The organism is Wenxinia marina DSM 24838 (assembly GCF_000379485.1).
Lineage (GTDB): Bacteria > Pseudomonadota > Alphaproteobacteria > Rhodobacterales > Rhodobacteraceae > Wenxinia > Wenxinia marina.
Genome location: NZ_KB902299.1, coordinates 243040 through 259519, shown reverse-complemented (window position 1 = coordinate 259519; position 16480 = coordinate 243040). Strand labels below are relative to the sequence as shown.

13 protein-coding genes and 1 pseudogene are annotated in these 16480 nt (G+C 71.6%); 6 read left to right on the top strand and 8 right to left on the bottom strand.

All coding sequences use genetic code 11. The annotated features are described in order from the left end of the window. Nucleotides 1–148: 148 nt before the first annotated feature. Both A37W_RS0114255 and A37W_RS0114250 read left to right on the top strand, forming a co-directional pair. Nucleotides 149–940, top strand: coding sequence for an FAD binding domain-containing protein (locus tag A37W_RS0114255; RefSeq protein ID WP_018303716.1), 792 nt, complete (start codon nt 149–151; stop codon nt 938–940). A 145-nt stretch (nt 941–1085) separates the two neighbouring features. Continuing rightward, the gene (locus tag A37W_RS0114250) at nt 1086–3023 is read left to right on the top strand and encodes an OmpA family protein (RefSeq protein ID WP_018303715.1); all 1938 of its coding nucleotides are present in this window, start codon (nt 1086–1088) and stop codon (nt 3021–3023) included. A 286-nt stretch (nt 3024–3309) separates the two neighbouring features. On the opposite strand, the gene infC is transcribed toward A37W_RS0114250, so the two are convergent. After that, nucleotides 3310–3804, bottom strand: coding sequence for a translation initiation factor IF-3 (gene infC / locus A37W_RS0114245; protein WP_018303714.1), 495 nt, complete (start codon nt 3802–3804; stop codon nt 3310–3312). Nucleotides 3805–4053: 249 nt separating this feature from the next. Here infC and A37W_RS22920 point away from each other — a divergent pair, with 249 nt between their 5' ends. Next, entirely contained in the window at nt 4054–5190 is a 1137-nt protein-coding gene (locus A37W_RS22920; protein ID WP_018303713.1) for a hypothetical protein, read from the top strand. A gap of 106 nt (nt 5191–5296) precedes the next feature. Here the strand turns inward: A37W_RS22920 and A37W_RS0114230 are convergent, their stop codons facing one another. From A37W_RS0114230 to cysG, 6 genes and pseudogenes are all read right to left on the bottom strand, one after another. Next, entirely contained in the window at nt 5297–6133 is an 837-nt protein-coding gene (locus A37W_RS0114230) for a ferredoxin--NADP reductase (RefSeq protein ID WP_018303712.1), read from the bottom strand. 67 nt (nt 6134–6200) lie between these two features. Beyond that, nucleotides 6201–6617, bottom strand: a complete 417-nt coding sequence (locus A37W_RS24045) for a DUF934 domain-containing protein (RefSeq protein ID WP_169337585.1) — start codon at nt 6615–6617, stop codon at nt 6201–6203. Between the two features lie 99 nt (nt 6618–6716). Beyond that, nucleotides 6717–7442 (bottom strand): annotated as a pseudogene (locus tag A37W_RS24040) (phosphoadenylyl-sulfate reductase); the annotation flags it as partial. Beyond that, nucleotides 7432–9099, bottom strand: coding sequence for a nitrite/sulfite reductase (locus tag A37W_RS0114220; RefSeq protein ID WP_018303710.1), 1668 nt, complete (start codon nt 9097–9099; stop codon nt 7432–7434). The gene A37W_RS0114220 and the pseudogene A37W_RS24040, both read right to left, overlap by 11 nt. A gap of 103 nt (nt 9100–9202) precedes the next feature. Next, nucleotides 9203–9511, bottom strand: coding sequence for a DUF2849 domain-containing protein (locus tag A37W_RS0114215; protein WP_018303709.1), 309 nt, complete (start codon nt 9509–9511; stop codon nt 9203–9205). Next, on the bottom strand, nt 9508–10923 hold the full coding sequence (gene cysG, locus A37W_RS0114210; protein ID WP_018303708.1) for a siroheme synthase CysG: 1416 nt from the start codon (nt 10921–10923) through the stop codon (nt 9508–9510). Before cysG ends, A37W_RS0114215 begins: the two co-directional genes overlap by 4 nt. A 137-nt stretch (nt 10924–11060) precedes the next feature. On the opposite strand from cysG, the gene A37W_RS0114205 reads away from it, so the two are divergent. After that, nucleotides 11061–11522: an Lrp/AsnC family transcriptional regulator gene (locus tag A37W_RS0114205; RefSeq protein WP_026198508.1), complete on the top strand. Its 462-nt coding sequence runs from the start codon at nt 11061–11063 to the stop codon at nt 11520–11522. A gap of 238 nt (nt 11523–11760) precedes the next feature. Here A37W_RS0114205 and A37W_RS0114200 read toward each other — a convergent pair whose 3' ends face one another. Further along, nucleotides 11761–12927 carry a cytochrome P450 gene (locus A37W_RS0114200; RefSeq protein ID WP_018303706.1) on the bottom strand — a complete coding sequence of 389 codons (1167 nt, stop codon included), beginning with the start codon at nt 12925–12927 and terminating at the stop codon, nt 11761–11763. Nucleotides 12928–13024: 97 nt separating this feature from the next. On the opposite strand from A37W_RS0114200, the gene A37W_RS0114195 reads away from it, so the two are divergent. Then, nucleotides 13025–14785: a sensor histidine kinase gene (locus A37W_RS0114195; RefSeq protein WP_018303705.1), complete on the top strand. Its 1761-nt coding sequence runs from the start codon at nt 13025–13027 to the stop codon at nt 14783–14785. Between the two features lie 358 nt (nt 14786–15143). After that, nucleotides 15144–16382, top strand: a complete 1239-nt coding sequence (locus A37W_RS0114190) for a sigma-54-dependent transcriptional regulator (RefSeq protein ID WP_018303704.1) — start codon at nt 15144–15146, stop codon at nt 16380–16382. Nucleotides 16383–16480 lie beyond the last annotated feature (98 nt).

Here is a 16480-nt window from a genome sequence, read left to right as displayed (position 1 = left end):
CGGCGGCGCGGCGCACTGACGGATCGGGGGGCGGGGGGCGCTGTCCCCCCGGACCCCCCGGAGGTATTTGAGGCAAGATAGGGGACAGGGCGGGGCTCCCTGTTCCGGGAACGACGGCGCAAAAGCGCCCCGCAAGGGAGAGACGGTAATGTACGCATTCGAGATCGAGCGGCCGACGAGCCTTTCGGACGCGGTGAGCGCGCTGAAGGCGGAGGGGGCGCAGGCCCTCGGCGGCGGGCAGACGCTGATCCCGTCGCTGAAGGCGCGGCTGGCGATGCCGGAGGTGCTGGTGAGCCTGTCGGCCATCGACGAGATCAAGGGCATCTGCACCGACGACGAGGGCCGCATCTGCATCGGCGGCGGCACGCCGCACGGGCGCGTCGCGGCCGAGCTGAAGGACAGCTATCCCGCGCTCGCCTCGCTGGCGGCGCGGATCGGCGATCCGGCGGTGCGCAACCGCGGCACCATCGGCGGGTCGCTGGCGAACAACGATCCCTCGGCCTGCTGGCCGGCGGCGGCACTGGCCTCGGACGCGGTGATCAAGACCGACCGCCGCGAGATCGCGGCGGACGACTTCTTCGCCGGACTGTTCGAGACCGTGCTGGAGGAGGGCGAGATCGTCACCGAGGTGCGCTTCCCCGTCCCGCAGGCGGCGAACTACCAGAAGTTCGCGCAGCCGGCCTCGCGCTTCGCGCTCGTCGGCGTCTTCGTCGCCAAGTACGAGGCCGGCGTCCGAGTCGCCGTGACCGGGGCGTCCGAGAGCGGCGTATTCCGCTGGACCGAGGCGGAGGAGAAGCTGTCGTCGGATTTCTCGGCCGCCGCGCTGGAGGGGCTGTCGCATGCGGCGGAGGGGATGATCGGGGATCTGCACGGCACGCCGGCTTACCGGGCGCATCTGATCGGGGTGCTGACCAAGCGGGCGGTGGCGGCGGCCGGTTGAACGCGTCCTCCGGGCATGGGGGGCGGGCGACGTTCGGCCCGCTGCCCCACGAACCGGGGAGCCGGGCCGTGGCGATCTGCGTTGGGCCTCCGACTGGGGCGTTCGACAACGCCAACCGCTTGGAGGCACAATGCTAAGATCCCTGATGAAATCGACGAGCGCTGCGGCGATCGTCATCGCCAGCGCCCCCGTCTGGGTCGCTGCTCAGGACGCCGAAACGGCGTCTGCCTGTTCCATCGACACGCCGGAACTGCCGTGTGTCGGTCCGGACGGTACCCTCGTCGAGACCCCGGACGAGGCGCGCGCGCTTCTAGAGTCGCTGGGGGTCGAGGACATCGAAGGGATCCTGTCTCGATTGGATGTCGGGGCGGAAGGCTCGCTCGAGGCGCCCCGTTGCGATCCGAACGCGCCGGCGCTGCCCTGCACCCTGCCTGATGGACAGGTGGTGACGACCGAGGTCGAGGCCAGGACCGAATTGGAGGCTCGCGGTCTGGGGCAGCTGGCGGACGACCTGTTCGGCCCCGCCGACGCCGATCCGGCAGCGGACGCGTCGGAAGCCGCACCTGAAACCGCACCCGAAGCCGAAGCGACGGCCGAGGCCACCCCGGAGGTGCCTCGCTGCGACATCAATGCCCCGCAACTGCCGTGTGCCCTGCCGGACGGTCAGTTGGTGACGACGCAGGAGGAGGCGAGGGCTGCGCTGGAGGCCCGCGGAATGGCGGACGTGGCGGACCAGATGTTCGGACCGTCGGACGAAGCGGACGACGCCGAAGTCGTCGCGACCGACGAGGCGATGGACGGCGCCGATGAGAACATGACGACGGAGGCGCCCGTCGCCACGGCCGAGGCCGAGATGCAGGAAGAGGTCGAGGGTGATCTCCCTGCCTGCGACTTCGACAACCCGACGCTGCCCTGCGTGACCGACGAGGGGCAGATCCTGAGAGAGCTGCGGCAGTTCCGCGACTACGTCGACGCCACCCCGGGCCAGAACCGGCGCGAGGTGATGCAGCGGCTGCGCGCCAATCTGGGCATGCCTGCGGAGCAGGAGACCCCGCCGGCGGCGGCGGCCGCAGCCGAGGGCGACGAGCCCCAGGGCGAGGTGGTCACCGAGCAGGTGACGGAGGAGAACTCGCGCCAGGCGGACGAGGAATTCGACACCGCCGTAAACGAGAACGTCGAGGCGACCGAGGACGAGGACGACGACGGTCTCGACAACTTCCAGCGGGCGCTGCTGGTCGGTCTCGGCGCCGTGGCGGTCGGTTCGATCCTGAACAACGGCGACGAAGTGGTCGCCAACACCGGCGACCGGGTCGTCGTGGACACCGACGCCGGCCTTCAGGTCCTGAAGAACGACGACGCGCTGCTGCGGCAGCCGGGCTCGGAAATCCGCACCGAGAACTTCGCCGACGGCTCCAGCCGGACCTTCGTGGACCGGGCCGACGGCAGCCAGGTGGTGACGATCCGCGCCGCCGACGGCCGTGTGCTGCGCCGGTCGGTGATCTTCCCCGACGGCTCGGAGGTGCAGCTGTTCGACGACACCGCCGAGGTGGCGCCGGTCGAGGTGTCCAGCCTGCCGCAGGTCGAGGAGCAGGCACAGGCCCGCATGTCCGACACCGACGAACAGGCCCTGCGGGCGGCGCTGATGGCCAGCCTGCGGAGCGATGTCGGCCGGACCTTCTCGCTGCAGCAGGTGCGGCAGTACGAGGAGGTGCGCGCGCTGGCGCCGCAGGTCGCGCTGGACAGCGTGACCTTCGCGACCGGCTCGGCCGCGATCGACCAGGCGGCGTCGGACGACCTCGTCGACCTCGGCGTGGCGATCTCGTCGATCCTCGACGAGGATCCGAGCCAGGTGTTCCTGATCGAGGGGCATACCGACACGGTCGGCGACGCGGGCTACAACCTGGCCCTGTCGGACCGCCGGGCCGAGACGGTGGCGCTGGCGCTGACGCAGTTCTTCGACGTGCCGCCGGAGAATCTGATCACGCAGGGGTATGGCGAGAGCGACCTGCTGATCGAGCAGGAAGGCGACATCCGCGAGAATCGCCGCGCGGCGGTGCGCAACATCACCGGCCTGCTGCGCTGAGACCGACGTGACGAGGGAAGGGGCCCCGCTTCGGCGGGGCCTTTTTCGTTTGGGGAAGGAGGCCGGCAGGACAAGCGAAACCCGCCCCGGCCTCGAGCCGGGGCCCCGATCGTGCACGCGATACCGGCGAGGCCCCGGCTCAAGGCCGGGGCGGGGATAGTGCGGGCGCCGGCCGGATAGCCGAGCCCTCGTTTTGCGCTGACAGCCCGGTCGAAAGCCCCGCCCATACGACAAAGGCCGCCCCAAAGGACGGCCTCGCTCGCGGGGGCGGCTGCCGGCCCGGTCGTTACTGACGGGTCGGGCCGATCATCATGACCATCTGACGGCCTTCCATTTTCGGCATGTTCTCGACCTTGCCGATCTCCTCGACGTCCTTGGCGACGCGCTCCAGCAGGTCGCGGCCGAGGTTCTGGTGCGCCATCTCGCGGCCGCGGAACCGCAGCGTGACCTTCACCTTGTCGCCGTTCTCGAGGAACTTGAGCACGTTGCGCATCTTCACGTCGTAATCGTGCGTGTCGGTGTTGGGGCGGAACTTGACCTCCTTGATCTCGATGATCTTCTGGTTCTTCCGCGCCTCGGCCTCCTTCTTCTGCGTCTCGTACTTGAACTTGCCGTAGTCCATGATCTTGCAGACGGGGGGCGTGGCGTTCGGAGAGATCTCGACGAGATCGAGGCCGAGCTGTTCGGCCGCGGCGAGGGCCCGGTCAGGGGACACGACGCCGACATTCTGTCCGTCCGGCCCGATGAGCCGGATTTCCGTGGCCCGGATGCGGTCGTTCACGCGGGGGCCGGTATCACGCACCGGAGGTGCGTTGTGGGGTCTGCGGGCTATGGTTGAACTCCCTTGCTCGCTGTTTCGTCAGGCCCCGCAACGTAAGGCCGCGGCGCGTTCGGTTCAACTGGATATTCGCCCGCTCGGGCGGTTCCGGGGGTGCCGGGGAACCCGCGCCCTTCCGGGCCGTTCCCCCTTCTGGCATATCGCGAATCGCGCGCGGACGCCCGGCGCCGGAAGTTGGAAGGATCGAAGACGATGAGAAACGTGCTCCTGATCGTGGTTGCGGCGCTGATCGCGCTCGGCGGCTACTGGTACTACCAGTCTCAGCAGGAGCCGGACCCGGCGCTGGTCGAGGCCGAGGCCGCCGCCGACGAGGCCGCAACCGACGTGGAGGTCGCTGCCGAAGACGCCGCGACCGATGCGGAGGTCGCGGCGGAAGAGGCGGCCGATGCCACGGATGAAGCGGTGGAAGAGACCGCGGACGCAACTGAAGCCGCTGCCGAGGAGACGGCTGACGCCGCCGAGGACGTGGCCGACGCCGCGGTCGAGGAGGGTAACGAGGCGCTGCAGGAACTGGCGCAGGTGACCGAGGACGCCGGCGAGGCCACCGGGGACGTCGTGGGTGATGCGGTCGAGGCGACCGGCGAGGCCGCCGAGGATGTCGAGCAGACGACCGAGGAGATCGCCGCCGAGGCCGAGGCCGAGGCGGCCGATGTCGCCGCCGAGGCCGATGCGGCTGCGGAAGAGACCGCCGCCGAGGCGGAGCAGGCGGCCGAGGAACTGGCGGCCGATACCGACGACGCGGTGGACGACGCCGCCGCGGCGACTGCGGAGGCTGCCGATGACGCGGCCGCCACGACGGAGGAGGCCGCCGACGATACGGCCGCTGCGACCGAAGAGGGTGCGGCCGACGCGACCGAAGAGGCCGCGGAGGACGCTGCCGCCGCGACCGACGAGGTTGCAGAGGACGCTGCCGCTGCGACCGAGGAGACCGCCGAAGCGACCGAGGACGCCGCCGAGGGGCTGGCCGGCGCGCTGGACGAGGCCGCGGATGCGGTCGGGCAGCTCGCCGAGGAGACCGCGGACGCTGCCGCCGTGGCGACCGAGCAGGCGGTCGACGCCGTCGAGGACGTCGCCGAGGACGCGGCCGCGCCGGCCGAGGAGACGGCCGCCGCCACCACGGAGGCCGCCGAGACCGTCACCCTGCCGCCGGAGGAGCTGTTCCAGGAAGGCAACTGGAACGCCGAACAGATGGCCGCCTACGTCGAAGAGGCCGAACTCACCGACCAGCAGCGCTCGGCGTTTCTCGCGTCGATCCGCGCCGCGGACGCCAACCAGGCGCTGCGACCGCTGTCGCTGCAGTACCTGCGCGCCGGTCTCGGGCTGGAGTGACGGGTCCGCCCCGCCCGTCGGGCGGGGCCTGTCCCGGACGGACGAAGGGCCGCGCGGTCCGCGCGGCCCTTTCTCTTTCGAGGTTGCTTTCCGGAACCGGGCGCGGTCAGACGCCGTCGCCGACGAACGCCTTCTCCACCACGAACTCCGCCGGTTCGGAATTCGCACCTTCACGCAGGCCCGCCTTCTCCAGCAGTGCCTTGAGGTCGATATTGAAGGCGAGGCTGCCGCAGACCATCGCGCGGTCCGTCTCCGGCGACAGCGGCGGCACGCCGAGGTCGGAGAACAGCTCGCCCGACTCGATCAGCGTCGTGATCCGGCCCATCTTCGGGCTCTGCTCGCGCGTCGTCGTGGGGTAGTAGCGCAGCTTGCCGAGGTTCTCCGCGCCGATCAGCTCTGCCAGCATCTCGTCGCTGCGGATGCTCTCGATCAGCTCGGCGCCGTATTTCAGCTCGGCTACGTCGCGGCAGGTGTGGGTGACGATGACCTCGTCGTAATCCTCAAAGGTCTGCGGATCGCGCAGCAGCGAGGCGAAGGGCGCGAACCCGGTGCCGGTGGAAAAGAAGTAGAGCCGCTTGCCGGGCAGCAGCGCGTCGTGCACCAGCGTTCCCACCGGTTTCGGCCGCAGGATGATCTGGTCGCCCACCGCGATGTGCTGCAGCTTGGACGTCAGCGGGCCGTCCTGCACCTTGATCGAGTAGAACTCCAGCTCGTCGTCCCAGGACGGCGAGGCGATGGAATAGGCGCGCAGCAGCGGCTTGCCGTTGTCGCCCATCAGGCCGATCATCACGAACTCGCCCGAGCGGAAGCGCAGGGAGGCGGGTCGGGTGCAGCGGAAGCTGAACAGCCGGTCGGTGTAGTGCCGCACCTCGGTGACGGTCTGGGCGTCGGGGAGGGCGACCTTGGAGGCGGTGTCTGGGCTCACGGGGGCAAGCTGCGTCATGTCTGTCATTCCGGCCCCGCGCGGGGCCGTCCCCTTCTAGTCGTGGATTGCGGTGGAATGGAAGGCGTCAGGCCGGGATGCGGGCGCGCAGCCGCGACTGGTAGTCGTGCGCCTGCCAGTCGGCGCGGGCGCGCCACTGGTCCTCGGGCTGGCGGGCGGCGAGCTCGCCGTCGATCTCGACCTCGTCGAAGCCGGCGCGGCGCGCCATCGCGTACTGGTCGGCGATCAGGTGCCCCTTGGCCCGCAGACGCCCGCGGTAGCCGCGCAGGCGCAGGAGGCGCGCCAGGGTGAAGCCCCGGCCGTCCGAGAAGCTGGGAAAGTCGATCCGGACGAGCGGGGCGTCCAGCACCGTCTCCAGCGCGTCGGGCGCGGTGTCGGGGGGCAGGTCGATGCCGACCTCCTGCGTCGTCGCCTCGGCCGGCGCGGCGAAGCCGCCGGTCCAGTCGTCGGGGCCGAAGCCGTCGTCCGTCACGATCACGTTCATCACCGTCTCCGTCGTCTCAGGCGCGGCGGGGGCGCCGTTCGTCTCGTCTCTGGCCGTCTCGGGAGCCGTGTCCGTCGCGGCCATCTCGACCGCCGCGGGCAGCGGCCCGCGCACCAGCTTGCCGTTGACGAAGTGAATGCCGCACTCGTCCTTCTCGGTCCCGCGCCAGCGGCCGGCCCGGGCGTCCTCGCCGTCCGCCACGCGGCTGGTGCAGGGCGCGCAGCCGATCGACGGGTAGCCCTGCGCCACCAGCGGATGCCGCGGCAGCCGGTTCTCGGCGATGTAGTCCTGCAGGTCCTGTGTCGTCCAGTGCACCAGCGGATTGACCTTGATGCGAAGGTCGCCCTCGGCCTCGAAGAAGTCGAGGTCCGACCGCTTGCCGCCCTGGTAGCGCTTGCGCCCGGTGATCCAGGAATCGAAGTCCTCCAGAGCGGTCTGCAGCGGCACCGTCTTGCGCAGATCGCAGCAGGCGTCCGTGTCGCGCAGGTGCAGCGTGTCGTCCGGGTCGATGGCCGCCTTGCGCGCCGGATCGGCGCGGATCACGCGCACGTCCTGCAGGTGCAGCCGCTCGGCCACCTCCTGCTGGTAGACCAGCGTCTCGGCAAACAGCATCTCGGTGTCGATGAACAGGACCGGCGTGGTGCGGTCGATGATCGAGACGAGGTGCAGCAGGACCACCGACTCGGCCCCGAAGGAGGAGACGAGCGCGGTGCGCCCCACATCCGGGTCGCGCAGCGCATGCTCCAGCACCGCGGTCGCGCCGTGGTGGCGGTAGCGCCCGTTCAGCGCCGCCGCCCGCACGGCGGGCAGGGTATCAAGCGGCATCGGCCCTGTCCTTCTCGTAGAGGGCGGCCTTGAACGGCTGCATCCCGACCCGGCGGTAGGCCTGCAGGAACGTCTCCTCCGGCCCCTCGCGGAGATCCAGGTAGGCGAAGACGATGCGCTCGATCGCGCCGGTGATCTCGTCCGCCGAGAAGCCGGGGCCCGTCTTCTCGCCCACAACCGCGTCCTCGGTATGGTCGCCGCCGAGCGTGACCTGGTAGTTCTCGACCCCCGCGCGGTCGAGGCCGAGGATGCCGATATGGCCGACATGGTGGTGGCCGCAGGCGTTGATGCAGCCCGAGATCTTGATCTTGAGCGGCCCTACCTCGTGCTCGATCTTCAGCGCCTCGAACCGCTCGGCGATCTCCTGCGCGATGGGGATGGAGCGGGCGGTGGCGAGCGCGCAGTAATCCATGCCCGGGCAGGCGATGATGTCGCTGACGAGGCCGACGTTGGCGGTGGCGAGGTCGGCGGCGCGCAAGCGCGCGTAGACCTCCGGCAGGTCGGCCTTGTGGACGTGGGGCAGGATGACGTTCTGCTCGTGGCTGATCCTGAGTTCGCCGTAGCCATAGCGTTCGGCCAGATCGGCCATCGCGCGCATCTGGTCCGCCGTCGCATCGCCCGGCGTCGCGCCGTGCTTCTTCAGCGAGATGGTGACGATGGCGTGCCCCGGCGCCTTGTGCGGCGCGAGGTTCACGTCCGCCCAGGCCGCGAAGGCGGGGTTGGCGAGGCGCGCGGCCTCGAAGCCGTCGGTCGGGCGCTCGGCGAAGACGGGCGGGGCGAAGGCGGCGCGGATGTTCGCCAGCAGCGCCTGGTCGGCGCCGCCGAAGGCGGCCTTGAGAGTGGCGAAGCGCTCTTCCACCAGCCGGGAAATCTCTTCGATCCCGTGCTCGTGCACGGTGATCTTGATCCGCGCCTTGTACTTGTTGTCGCGCCGCCCCAGCAGGTTCCAGACCGAGACGATCGCCTCGCAGTAGGGTAGCAGGTCCTCGACCGGCAGGAAGTCCCGCACGACCTTGCCGATCATCGGCGTCCGGCCGAGGCCGCCGCCGACGATCACCTCGAAGCCGGGCGTACCCGCCGCGTTCCGGACCATCCGCAGGCCGATGTCGTGCGACTTGGTCACCGCCCGGTCGTTCGGGCTGCCGGTGACGGCGATCTTGAACTTGCGCGGCAGGAACTGGAATTCCGGGTGGTCGGTGGACCATTGCCGCAGCAGCTCGGCATAGGGGCGGGGGTCCTCGATCTCGTCCGCGGCGGCGCCGGCGAAATGGTCCGCGGTCACGTTGCGGATCGTGTTGCCGGACGTCTGGATCGCGTGCATCTGCACGTCCGCCAGCGCGTCCAGGATGTCGGGCACGTCCTTCAGCTTCGGCCAGTTGAACTGGATGTTCTGCCGCGTGGTGAAGTGGCCGTAGCCGCGATCCCACCGCTCGGCGATCATGGCGAGCTGGCGCATCTGGCCGGGGTTGATCGTGCCGTAGGGAATGGCGACGCGCAGCATGTAGGCGTGCAGCTGCAGGTAGAGGCCGTTCATCAGGCGCAGCGGCTTGAACTCGTCCTCGGTGAGCGAGCCGTCGATGCGCCGCTCCACCTGGCCGCGGAACTGGGCCACGCGGGTGCGGACGAACGCCTCGTCGAAATCGGTGTACTGGTACATCGCGTCTCTTGCCTTTCCCCGGTCGCCTGGGCGGCGGTCCGGCCTCGTCTCTTTCGTCGCGCCCCGGACGTGATCCGGGGCCTCGATGGATCGGGGTCCCGGCTCAGGGCCGGGACGCGTGTTCCTGCTTGCCGTGGGCGTAGTTCGAGGGGCCGCGGGTGCGGAACGCCTCGCGGAAATGCACCGGCTCGGGGCCCGCGGTGCCGGCTTTGGCGTCGGCGAGGTAGGCGCCGACGACCTCGGCCTTGCGGCTCTGCGCGTCGATCAGGCGGATCTGCGCGTGCGCCTCGTCCTCGATCAGCTCGGCCTCGGCGATGTCGCGGGTCCAGCGGTCGTCCTCGGTCAGCCAGACGGCGTCGCCTTCCAGCAGCGCGTTGGCGGTGACGACCTTGGGGGTGAATTGGCGGCTCACAGTGCGGCCTCCTCCTTGAGTTCGATGCGCACGTCCTGCCCGTCCAATGCGTAGGCTGCATGACGGGGGGCGAGGCCGATGAGCACGAGCGCCGGGCCGGTCAGGCCGGCGTCCGAGATGGTCGGCTCCATCCGCCCGAGGGTCGTGGCGATGGTCCGGCTGTCCGGGCGCGAGGCGTTCTCGACCACGGTGACGGGGGTCGCGGGGTCGGCGCCGTGCATCATCAGCCGGCCCTGGACGAGCCGCGCGGCACGCTTGCCCATGTAGATCGCCGCGACCTCGCCGGGGGGGGCGAGCGCCTTCCAGTCGTGCTCGGCGAAGCCCTTCATGTCGTGGCCGGTGAGGAGGCGGACCGAGGAGTTGCGGGTCCGGCGCGTCAGGCTCTGGCCGATCTGCGCGACGGCGGCGGAGGCGGCGGTGATGCCGGGGACGACCGACCATTCGATCCCGGCGGCGTCGCAGGCGTCGATCTCCTCGTCGAGGCGGCCGAAGATTGTCGGATCGCCGCCCTTGAGGCGGACCACCTGGGCGCCTTTGCGGGCGTGCTCGACGATCAGCGCGTCGATGTCGTCCTGCGCGGCGGAGGCGCCGAAGCCCTCCTTGCCGACGTCGATCATCACCGCCTCGCGGCGGGCGAGTTCCAGGATCGCCGGCGTCACGAGGCGGTCGTGGATCACCACGTCGGCGACGTCGAGCGCCTTGCGCGCCTTCAGCGTGAGGAGGTCCGGATCGCCGGGGCCGGCGCCGACGAAGGCGACGTGGCCGGCGCGGGGGCGGGCGTGGCGGTGGTCGTCCAGCGTCCGCTCCAGCGCGGGGGCGAGCGCGGCCGTGCCGCCCTCCTCCAGGGCCTTGGGGCCGGCGCGGTCGTACCAGTCGGACCAGAAGTCGCGGCGCGGGCGACCGTGGGGCAGTGCCTCGGCGGCGCGGCGGAAGGCGCGGCCGGCGCGGGCGAGGAGGCCGAGCGAGGCGGGCAGCCGCTCTTCCAGCTCGGCCTTGATGCGACGGGCGAGGACGGGGGCCGCGCCCTCGGTGCCGATGGCGACGACGACGGGGTCGCGGTCTACGATGGCGGGAGTGATGAAGTCGCTGGCGTTCAAGTCGTCCACCACGTTGACCAGCGCGCCGTCCGCCCGGGCGAGCGCGGCGACGCGCCGGTCCTCGGCCTCGTCGTCGGCCGCGGCATAGGCCAGCGCGGCGCCCGCGGCGTCGCCGGCGGCGAAGCCGCGGCGGTGGAGGTGGATGCGGCCCTCGTCGGCCAGCGCCTGCAGCGCGGGGACCGGATCGGCGGCGAAGACCTCGATCCGGGCTTCGGTCTTGGTCAGCAGGCGCAGCTTGGCCAGCGCCGTCTCGCCGCCGCCGGCGAGGACGACGCGGCGACCCTTGAGGTCGAGGAAGACGGGGTAGTGGCGCATCGGGGATCTCCGTCGGTCGTGATCTCCGATATAGAACGGATGTCCCGGTTTTGACCATTGCCTGCCCCGGATAAGGACGTATGTTCGGCTCCGGCGGCCGCGGGGACCGGACGTTCGCGAAAGGCGGGAGAGGCGGAATGTCGTACCGGATCGACGAGACGGATCGGAAAATCCTCATCGAACTGCAGAAGGACGCCGACCGCTCGCTGGACGAGATCGCGAAGGCCGCGGGCTCGTCCAAGACGCCGGTCTGGAACCGGATCCGCAAGATGCGCGAGGCGGGGATCATCGGCCGCCAGACGGTGGAACTGGACGCCGAGGCGCTGGGCTTCGAGGCGACGTTCTTCGTCCTGATCCGCACGTCGGAGCACGAGGCGGACTGGCAGCGGCGATTCCTGGAAGCGCTGCGGCGGCGGCCCGAGGTGCAGGAGGCGCACCGTCTGGCCGGCGACATCGATTACATCCTGAAGGTCAGGGTGAAGAACGCGCGGGCCTACGACGCCTTCTACCAGGCGCTGATCTCGGAGGTGCGGGTGCACAACGTGACGGCGCTGCTGTCCATGGAAGAGCTGAAGTCGACGGGGGCGCTGCCGCTGTGACGCCGTGCGGCGCTCGGCCTGCGGCCAGCGCCCCGCCCGCCGTCCCATGGCGGGGCTCCGGTGGCGGCCGGGGGACCCGGGGCGAGGTCGGGAATCTGCTGGGGAGGCGGTTCAGGGGCAGGTGTGCCCTGAACGCGCCTCGTCCATGGTTTTCACGATTCGGCGGAGCGTCAAGGATACCCGGCTTCGCCGGCGCCTGCGGCGTCCTTGACCCTCCGCCGAATCGCGGCAGTGGCGCTCAGGCCGGGATGGCGTCGAGGCGGGTCAAGCCGTGGAAGTGGTAGACGTCGGCGTAGGCGGGCGGCTCGGGGAGCGAGAGGGCGGGTAGGCGGTCGAACAGGACGCGCAGCGCGATCTCGATCTCCAGCCGGGCGAGGGGGGCGCCGACGCAGAAATGCAGGCCCGCCCCGAACGACGTGTTGGCGGGGCCGGTGCGGTGCGGGTCGAAGTCGGCCGGGTCGGGGTAGACGGCCGGGTCGCGGTTGGCGGCGCCGAGGAGGAGCGCGACCTTGTCGCCGCGGCGGAAGGTGTGGCCGAACGCCTCGGCCTCCTCGTAGGCCCAGCGGTCGAACAGGTGCAGCGGCGGGTCGAGGCGGAGGATCTCCTCCACCGTGCCTTGGGTGACCTCGGTCACGCCCGCCTGCGCCATCAGGCGGATGCCGTTGCCCAGGGTGTGGACCGTCGCCTCGTGGCCGGCATTGAGGAGCAGGATGCACAGGCCGATCAGCTCGTCCGCGTCCAGCTTGCCGTCCGCGCCTTCGGCGGCGATCAGCTCGGAGATGAGATCGTCCGCGGGGCGGCGGCGCCGCTCCTCCACGTAGGCGCGCAGGAACGCCGAGAACTCGGCCGAGGCGGCGCTGGCGGTGTCCTCGATGCGACGGTCCCGGCGGGCCTGGTACATGGCGACCATCGCGTTCGACCAGGCGAGGAGGTCGGGATGCCGCTCTTCCGGCACGCCGAGGAGGCGGCAGATGACGATGGCGGGGATCGGGCGGCAATAGGCGTCCAGCATCTCGACCCCCTCCGCCGGAAAGGCGTCGATCAGCGCATGGCAGAGGCTCTCGATCCCGGGGGCGAGGGCCTGGACCCGGCGCGAGGTGAAGGCGCGCAGGATCAGGCCGCGCAGGCGCGTGTGGCGCGGCGGCTCCATCGCCAGCAGCGAGTGCCGCTCCACCGCCTCGAACGGCTCCAGGTGCGCGGGGACGGGTTTCGCCAGTTCGGGCGGCGTCTCGCGGCCGAAGCGGCGGTCGCGCAGCAGGGCCGAGACCGCGCGGTGCGAGGTGGCGGCGACCATGCCGTACTCCTCCCACCAGAAGAGATCGCCGGAGGCGCGGGCACGGTCGTAGAACGGGTAAGGGTCCTGCACGAAGGCGGGGTCGGTCGGGGACTGGGAGAGCCGCTGCATGGCGCGAGCGGTAGGCGCGCGGGCGGCCCTGCGCAAGGTGCTTTGCCGGATCGGCGGGGGCGGGTAGGCTCACCCGCGGCGCGGCGGAGGAGGAGACGTGCGCAGGCTCGGTATCGTCGCGCTTTTCCTGGCGCTGGTCGGTGGTTTCACGGCCGGAGTCTGGCGCGTGGCGTACGTCGCGGCGCTGGAGCCGCTGGCGCGGCGCGGCCAGGCGGACCTGTCGCTCGCCGCCGACCGCCTGACGGGAGAGCTGCAGCGGTTCAAGGAGCTGGCGGTCCTGATGGCGGCGCATCCGGCGGTCGGCCCGGTGCTGGAGGGGCGCGACCCGGCCGAGGCGCAGGCGCTGCTGCGGTCCGTGGCGGACACGACGGGCCTGCTCGACCTCGCGATCCTCGCGGCGGACGGGCGCGAACTGGCGGCGGCCTCGGACGCCTCGGGGACCACCCATGCGGGCACGGCGCATTTCGAACGGGCGCTCGACGGCGCGCTGGGATCGGCGCGGGCGCTGCCGGATCGCTACCGGCGGCGCGTCTGGTGGTTCGCGGCGCCGGTCTTCTCGGAGGCGGGGCCGGTGACCGGCGCGGCGCTGGCGGTCGTCGATGTCGAGCAGGTGGAGGCGGACTGGCGCGGCGACCGGCCGGCGGTCTGGTTCACCGGGCCGGACGGCGTCATCTTCCTGTCCAACCGGTCCGAACTGCTGTTCCGCGCGCGCCGGGGCGACCCGAGCCGGATCGTGCAGGGGCCCGATTTCGCCGCGGGCCAGGTGACGGCCTTCGTCGACTTCCATCCCCGCCCCCTCGCCGGGTTCGACCTGTGGGACGTCGACGGCGGGCCCTACCTGCCGGACAGGGGGCTGCACCTTCAGGCGGACCTGCCGGAGATCGGGATGGTGGCGGAGGTGCTGCTGGACGTCGCGCCGGCGCGGCAGCTGGCGGCGCTGCAGGCGGCGGCGGCGGCCGCCATCTGCCTCGCGTTCGGGGCGCTCCTCTTCCTCGCGACCGAGCGGCGGCGGACGCTCGCCCTCGCCAACCAGCGGCTCGAGGGGCGGGTGGCGCAGCGGACGGCCGAGCTGCAGGCACTGAACGCGGATCTGCGCCGCGAGGTGGCCGAGCGGCTGGAGGCCGAGGCGCGGCTGAAGAAGGCGCAAGGGGATCTCGTCCAGGCGGCGAAGCTGTCCGCGCTGGGCGAGATGTCGGCCGGGATCAGCCACGAGCTGAACCAGCCGCTGATGGCCATCCGCTACTTCGCCGACAACGCGCGCGGCTTCCTGGCTCGGGGCCGGCCCGAGGTCGCCGACGGCAACCTGCAGCGGATCGGCGAGATGGCGCGGCGGATGGGGCGGATCATCCGCAACCTGCGCGCCTTCGCCCGGCAGGAGAACGAGGCGCTGTCGGACATCGGCCTCGCCGCCGTGATCGAGCAGGTGGTGGAGATGGCCGAGGTGCGGGCGCGGGCGGCCGGGGCGACGATCCTCTGGACCGCGCCGGACGCGCCGCTTGTCGTGCGCGCAGGGGAGGTGCGGCTGGCGCAGGTGATCCTGAACCTCGTCACCAACGCGATCGACGCGATGGAGGGGACGCCCGAGCGGCGGGTCGAGATCACGGCCCGGCGCGCGGACGGACGGGCGGTGGTGGAGGTGCGGGACACCGGGCCCGGCATCGCCGAGCCGGAACGGATCTTCGATCCGTTCTACACCACCAAGAGTGTCGGCGGAGAGGAGGGGATGGGGCTCGGCCTCTCCATCTCCTACGGGCTGGTCCAGAGCTTCGGCGGCGCGATCCGCGGGCGCAACCGCGACGGGGGCGGGGCGGTGTTCACGGTGGAGCTGGACCTGGTGGAGCGGGCGGCGGCGGCCTGACGGCGTGCGGCGCTCGCGCTCGCCTGCGGCGGCGCCTCGCCCGCCCGCCGTCCCTCGGACGAGCCGCCTCCTTTGCATGTCGGCCAGTTAGCCGGCGACCGGCAGCGAGGTGGGGACGCCGAGACGGCAGTGCCGGCGGAGCGGTCGGCGCCCATGCCTGGGAAGCGGTTCAGGGGCAGGTGTGCCCCTGAACGCGCGTCCTTCGAGCGTGATGCGATTCGGCGGAGCGTCAAGGAGTCCCGGCTTCGCCGGCGCCTGCGGCGTCCTTGACCCTCCGCCGAATCGCGAAGCGGTGCGGCCGGGCTGGCGGGGCGCGGGGCCGCGCGCGTAGTATCGCCTCAGGCGCGACGGAGGGGCGATGACGCGGCGGGTTCTTCTGGTGGACGATGACCGGGCGGTGCGCGAGGCGCTGGGCCAGACGCTGGACCTGGCCGGACTGGATCCGATCGTCGCCGGATCGTTCGTGGAGGCGAAGGACCACCTGGGCGCTGGGTTCGACGGGATCGTCGTGACCGACATCCGGATGCCGGGGCGGGACGGGTTTCACCTGCTGTCCCATGTCCGGGCGCTGGATCCGGATCTGCCGGTGATCCTACTGACGGGCGAGGGCGACGTCCCGATGGCGGTCCGGGCGATGGGCGAGGGCGCGTTCGCCTTTCTCGAGAAGCCGTGCGCACCGTCGGACTTCCTCGCCGCGGTCGAGAAGGCGCTGAAGGCCCGCGACCTGGTGCTGGAGAACCGGCGGCTGAAGCGGCAGCTGCAGACCGGCGACGCGGCGGCGCGGATGATCTTCGGCGTCTCGCGCCTGGCCGAGGATCTGCGCGAGCGAATCCGGGCGGTCGCCCGGACCGGGGCGGAGGTCCTCGTCACCGGCGAGCCGGGATCGGGAACGCCGAAGATCGCCGAGGTGATCCACCTGCTGTCGCCGGCCGCGCGGGCGCCCTTCGTCAAGCGGGCGGCGGCGTCCCTGGGCGTGCCGGCGCTCGAGACCGCGCTGGCGGAGGCGGCGGACGGGACGCTGTTCCTCGACGAGATCGGCCTGTTGCCGCAGGCGGCGCAGTTCGCGCTTCTCGACCGGCTGGAGGGGGCGCCGGCGGCGCGGGTCATCGCGGGCGCGACGCGGGATCTGTCGCAGGAGGTGGCGGCGGGCCGGTTCGCGGCCGAGCTGTTCTACAGGCTGGACCTGATGCCGGTGCGCGTGCCGTCGCTGCGCGAGCGGAAGGAGGACATTCCCGTCCTGTTCCGCCACTACGTCGCGCAGGCCTGCGAACAGGCGAACCTGCCCGAGCCCGAGATCCCGAACGCGGTTCTGTCGCGGCTGATGGCGCAGGACTGGCCGGGCAACGCCCGCTCGCTGATGAACGCCGCGATGCGCTTCGCGATGGGTCTGCTGCCCGAGGCGGAGGAGAGCGGCGGCCTCGGTCTCGCGGACCAGATGGCGCGGGTCGAGCGCTCGATCCTCGCCGAGGCGCTGAAGCGGCACGGCGGAAACGCCACCGAGGCGGCGCAGGAGCTGAAGCTGCCGCGCAAGACCTTCTACGACAAGCTGGCGCGGCACGGGCTGCGGGCCGAAGCCTACCGGAGCGGCGGAGACTAGCTTGTGCGGATTTCCGCACAATCGCCGACGTCCCCTGTGTGGGAAACCGCACACGGGGGCGCTGGCGGAGCGGGACGGGGTCGAGAGGCGGCGGGCAA

Coding starts and splice junctions, on each gene's coding strand:
- A37W_RS0114230 (WP_018303712.1), bottom strand. CDS start 6,133: ATGACGCAGCTTGCCCCCGTGAGCCCAGACACCGCCTCCAAGGTCGCC.
- A37W_RS0114220 (WP_018303710.1), bottom strand. CDS start 9,099: ATGTACCAGTACACCGATTTCGACGAGGCGTTCGTCCGCACCCGCGTG.
- A37W_RS0114255 (WP_018303716.1), top strand. CDS start 149: ATGTACGCATTCGAGATCGAGCGGCCGACGAGCCTTTCGGACGCGGTG.
- A37W_RS0114190 (WP_018303704.1), top strand. CDS start 15,144: ATGACGCGGCGGGTTCTTCTGGTGGACGATGACCGGGCGGTGCGCGAG.
- A37W_RS22920 (WP_018303713.1), top strand. CDS start 4,054: ATGAGAAACGTGCTCCTGATCGTGGTTGCGGCGCTGATCGCGCTCGGC.
- A37W_RS0114205 (WP_026198508.1), top strand. CDS start 11,061: ATGTCGTACCGGATCGACGAGACGGATCGGAAAATCCTCATCGAACTG.
- A37W_RS0114200 (WP_018303706.1), bottom strand. CDS start 12,927: ATGCAGCGGCTCTCCCAGTCCCCGACCGACCCCGCCTTCGTGCAGGAC.
- cysG (WP_018303708.1), bottom strand. CDS start 10,923: ATGCGCCACTACCCCGTCTTCCTCGACCTCAAGGGTCGCCGCGTCGTC.
- A37W_RS0114250 (WP_018303715.1), top strand. CDS start 1,086: ATGAAATCGACGAGCGCTGCGGCGATCGTCATCGCCAGCGCCCCCGTC.
- A37W_RS24045 (WP_169337585.1), bottom strand. CDS start 6,617: ATGAACGTGATCGTGACGGACGACGGCTTCGGCCCCGACGACTGGACC.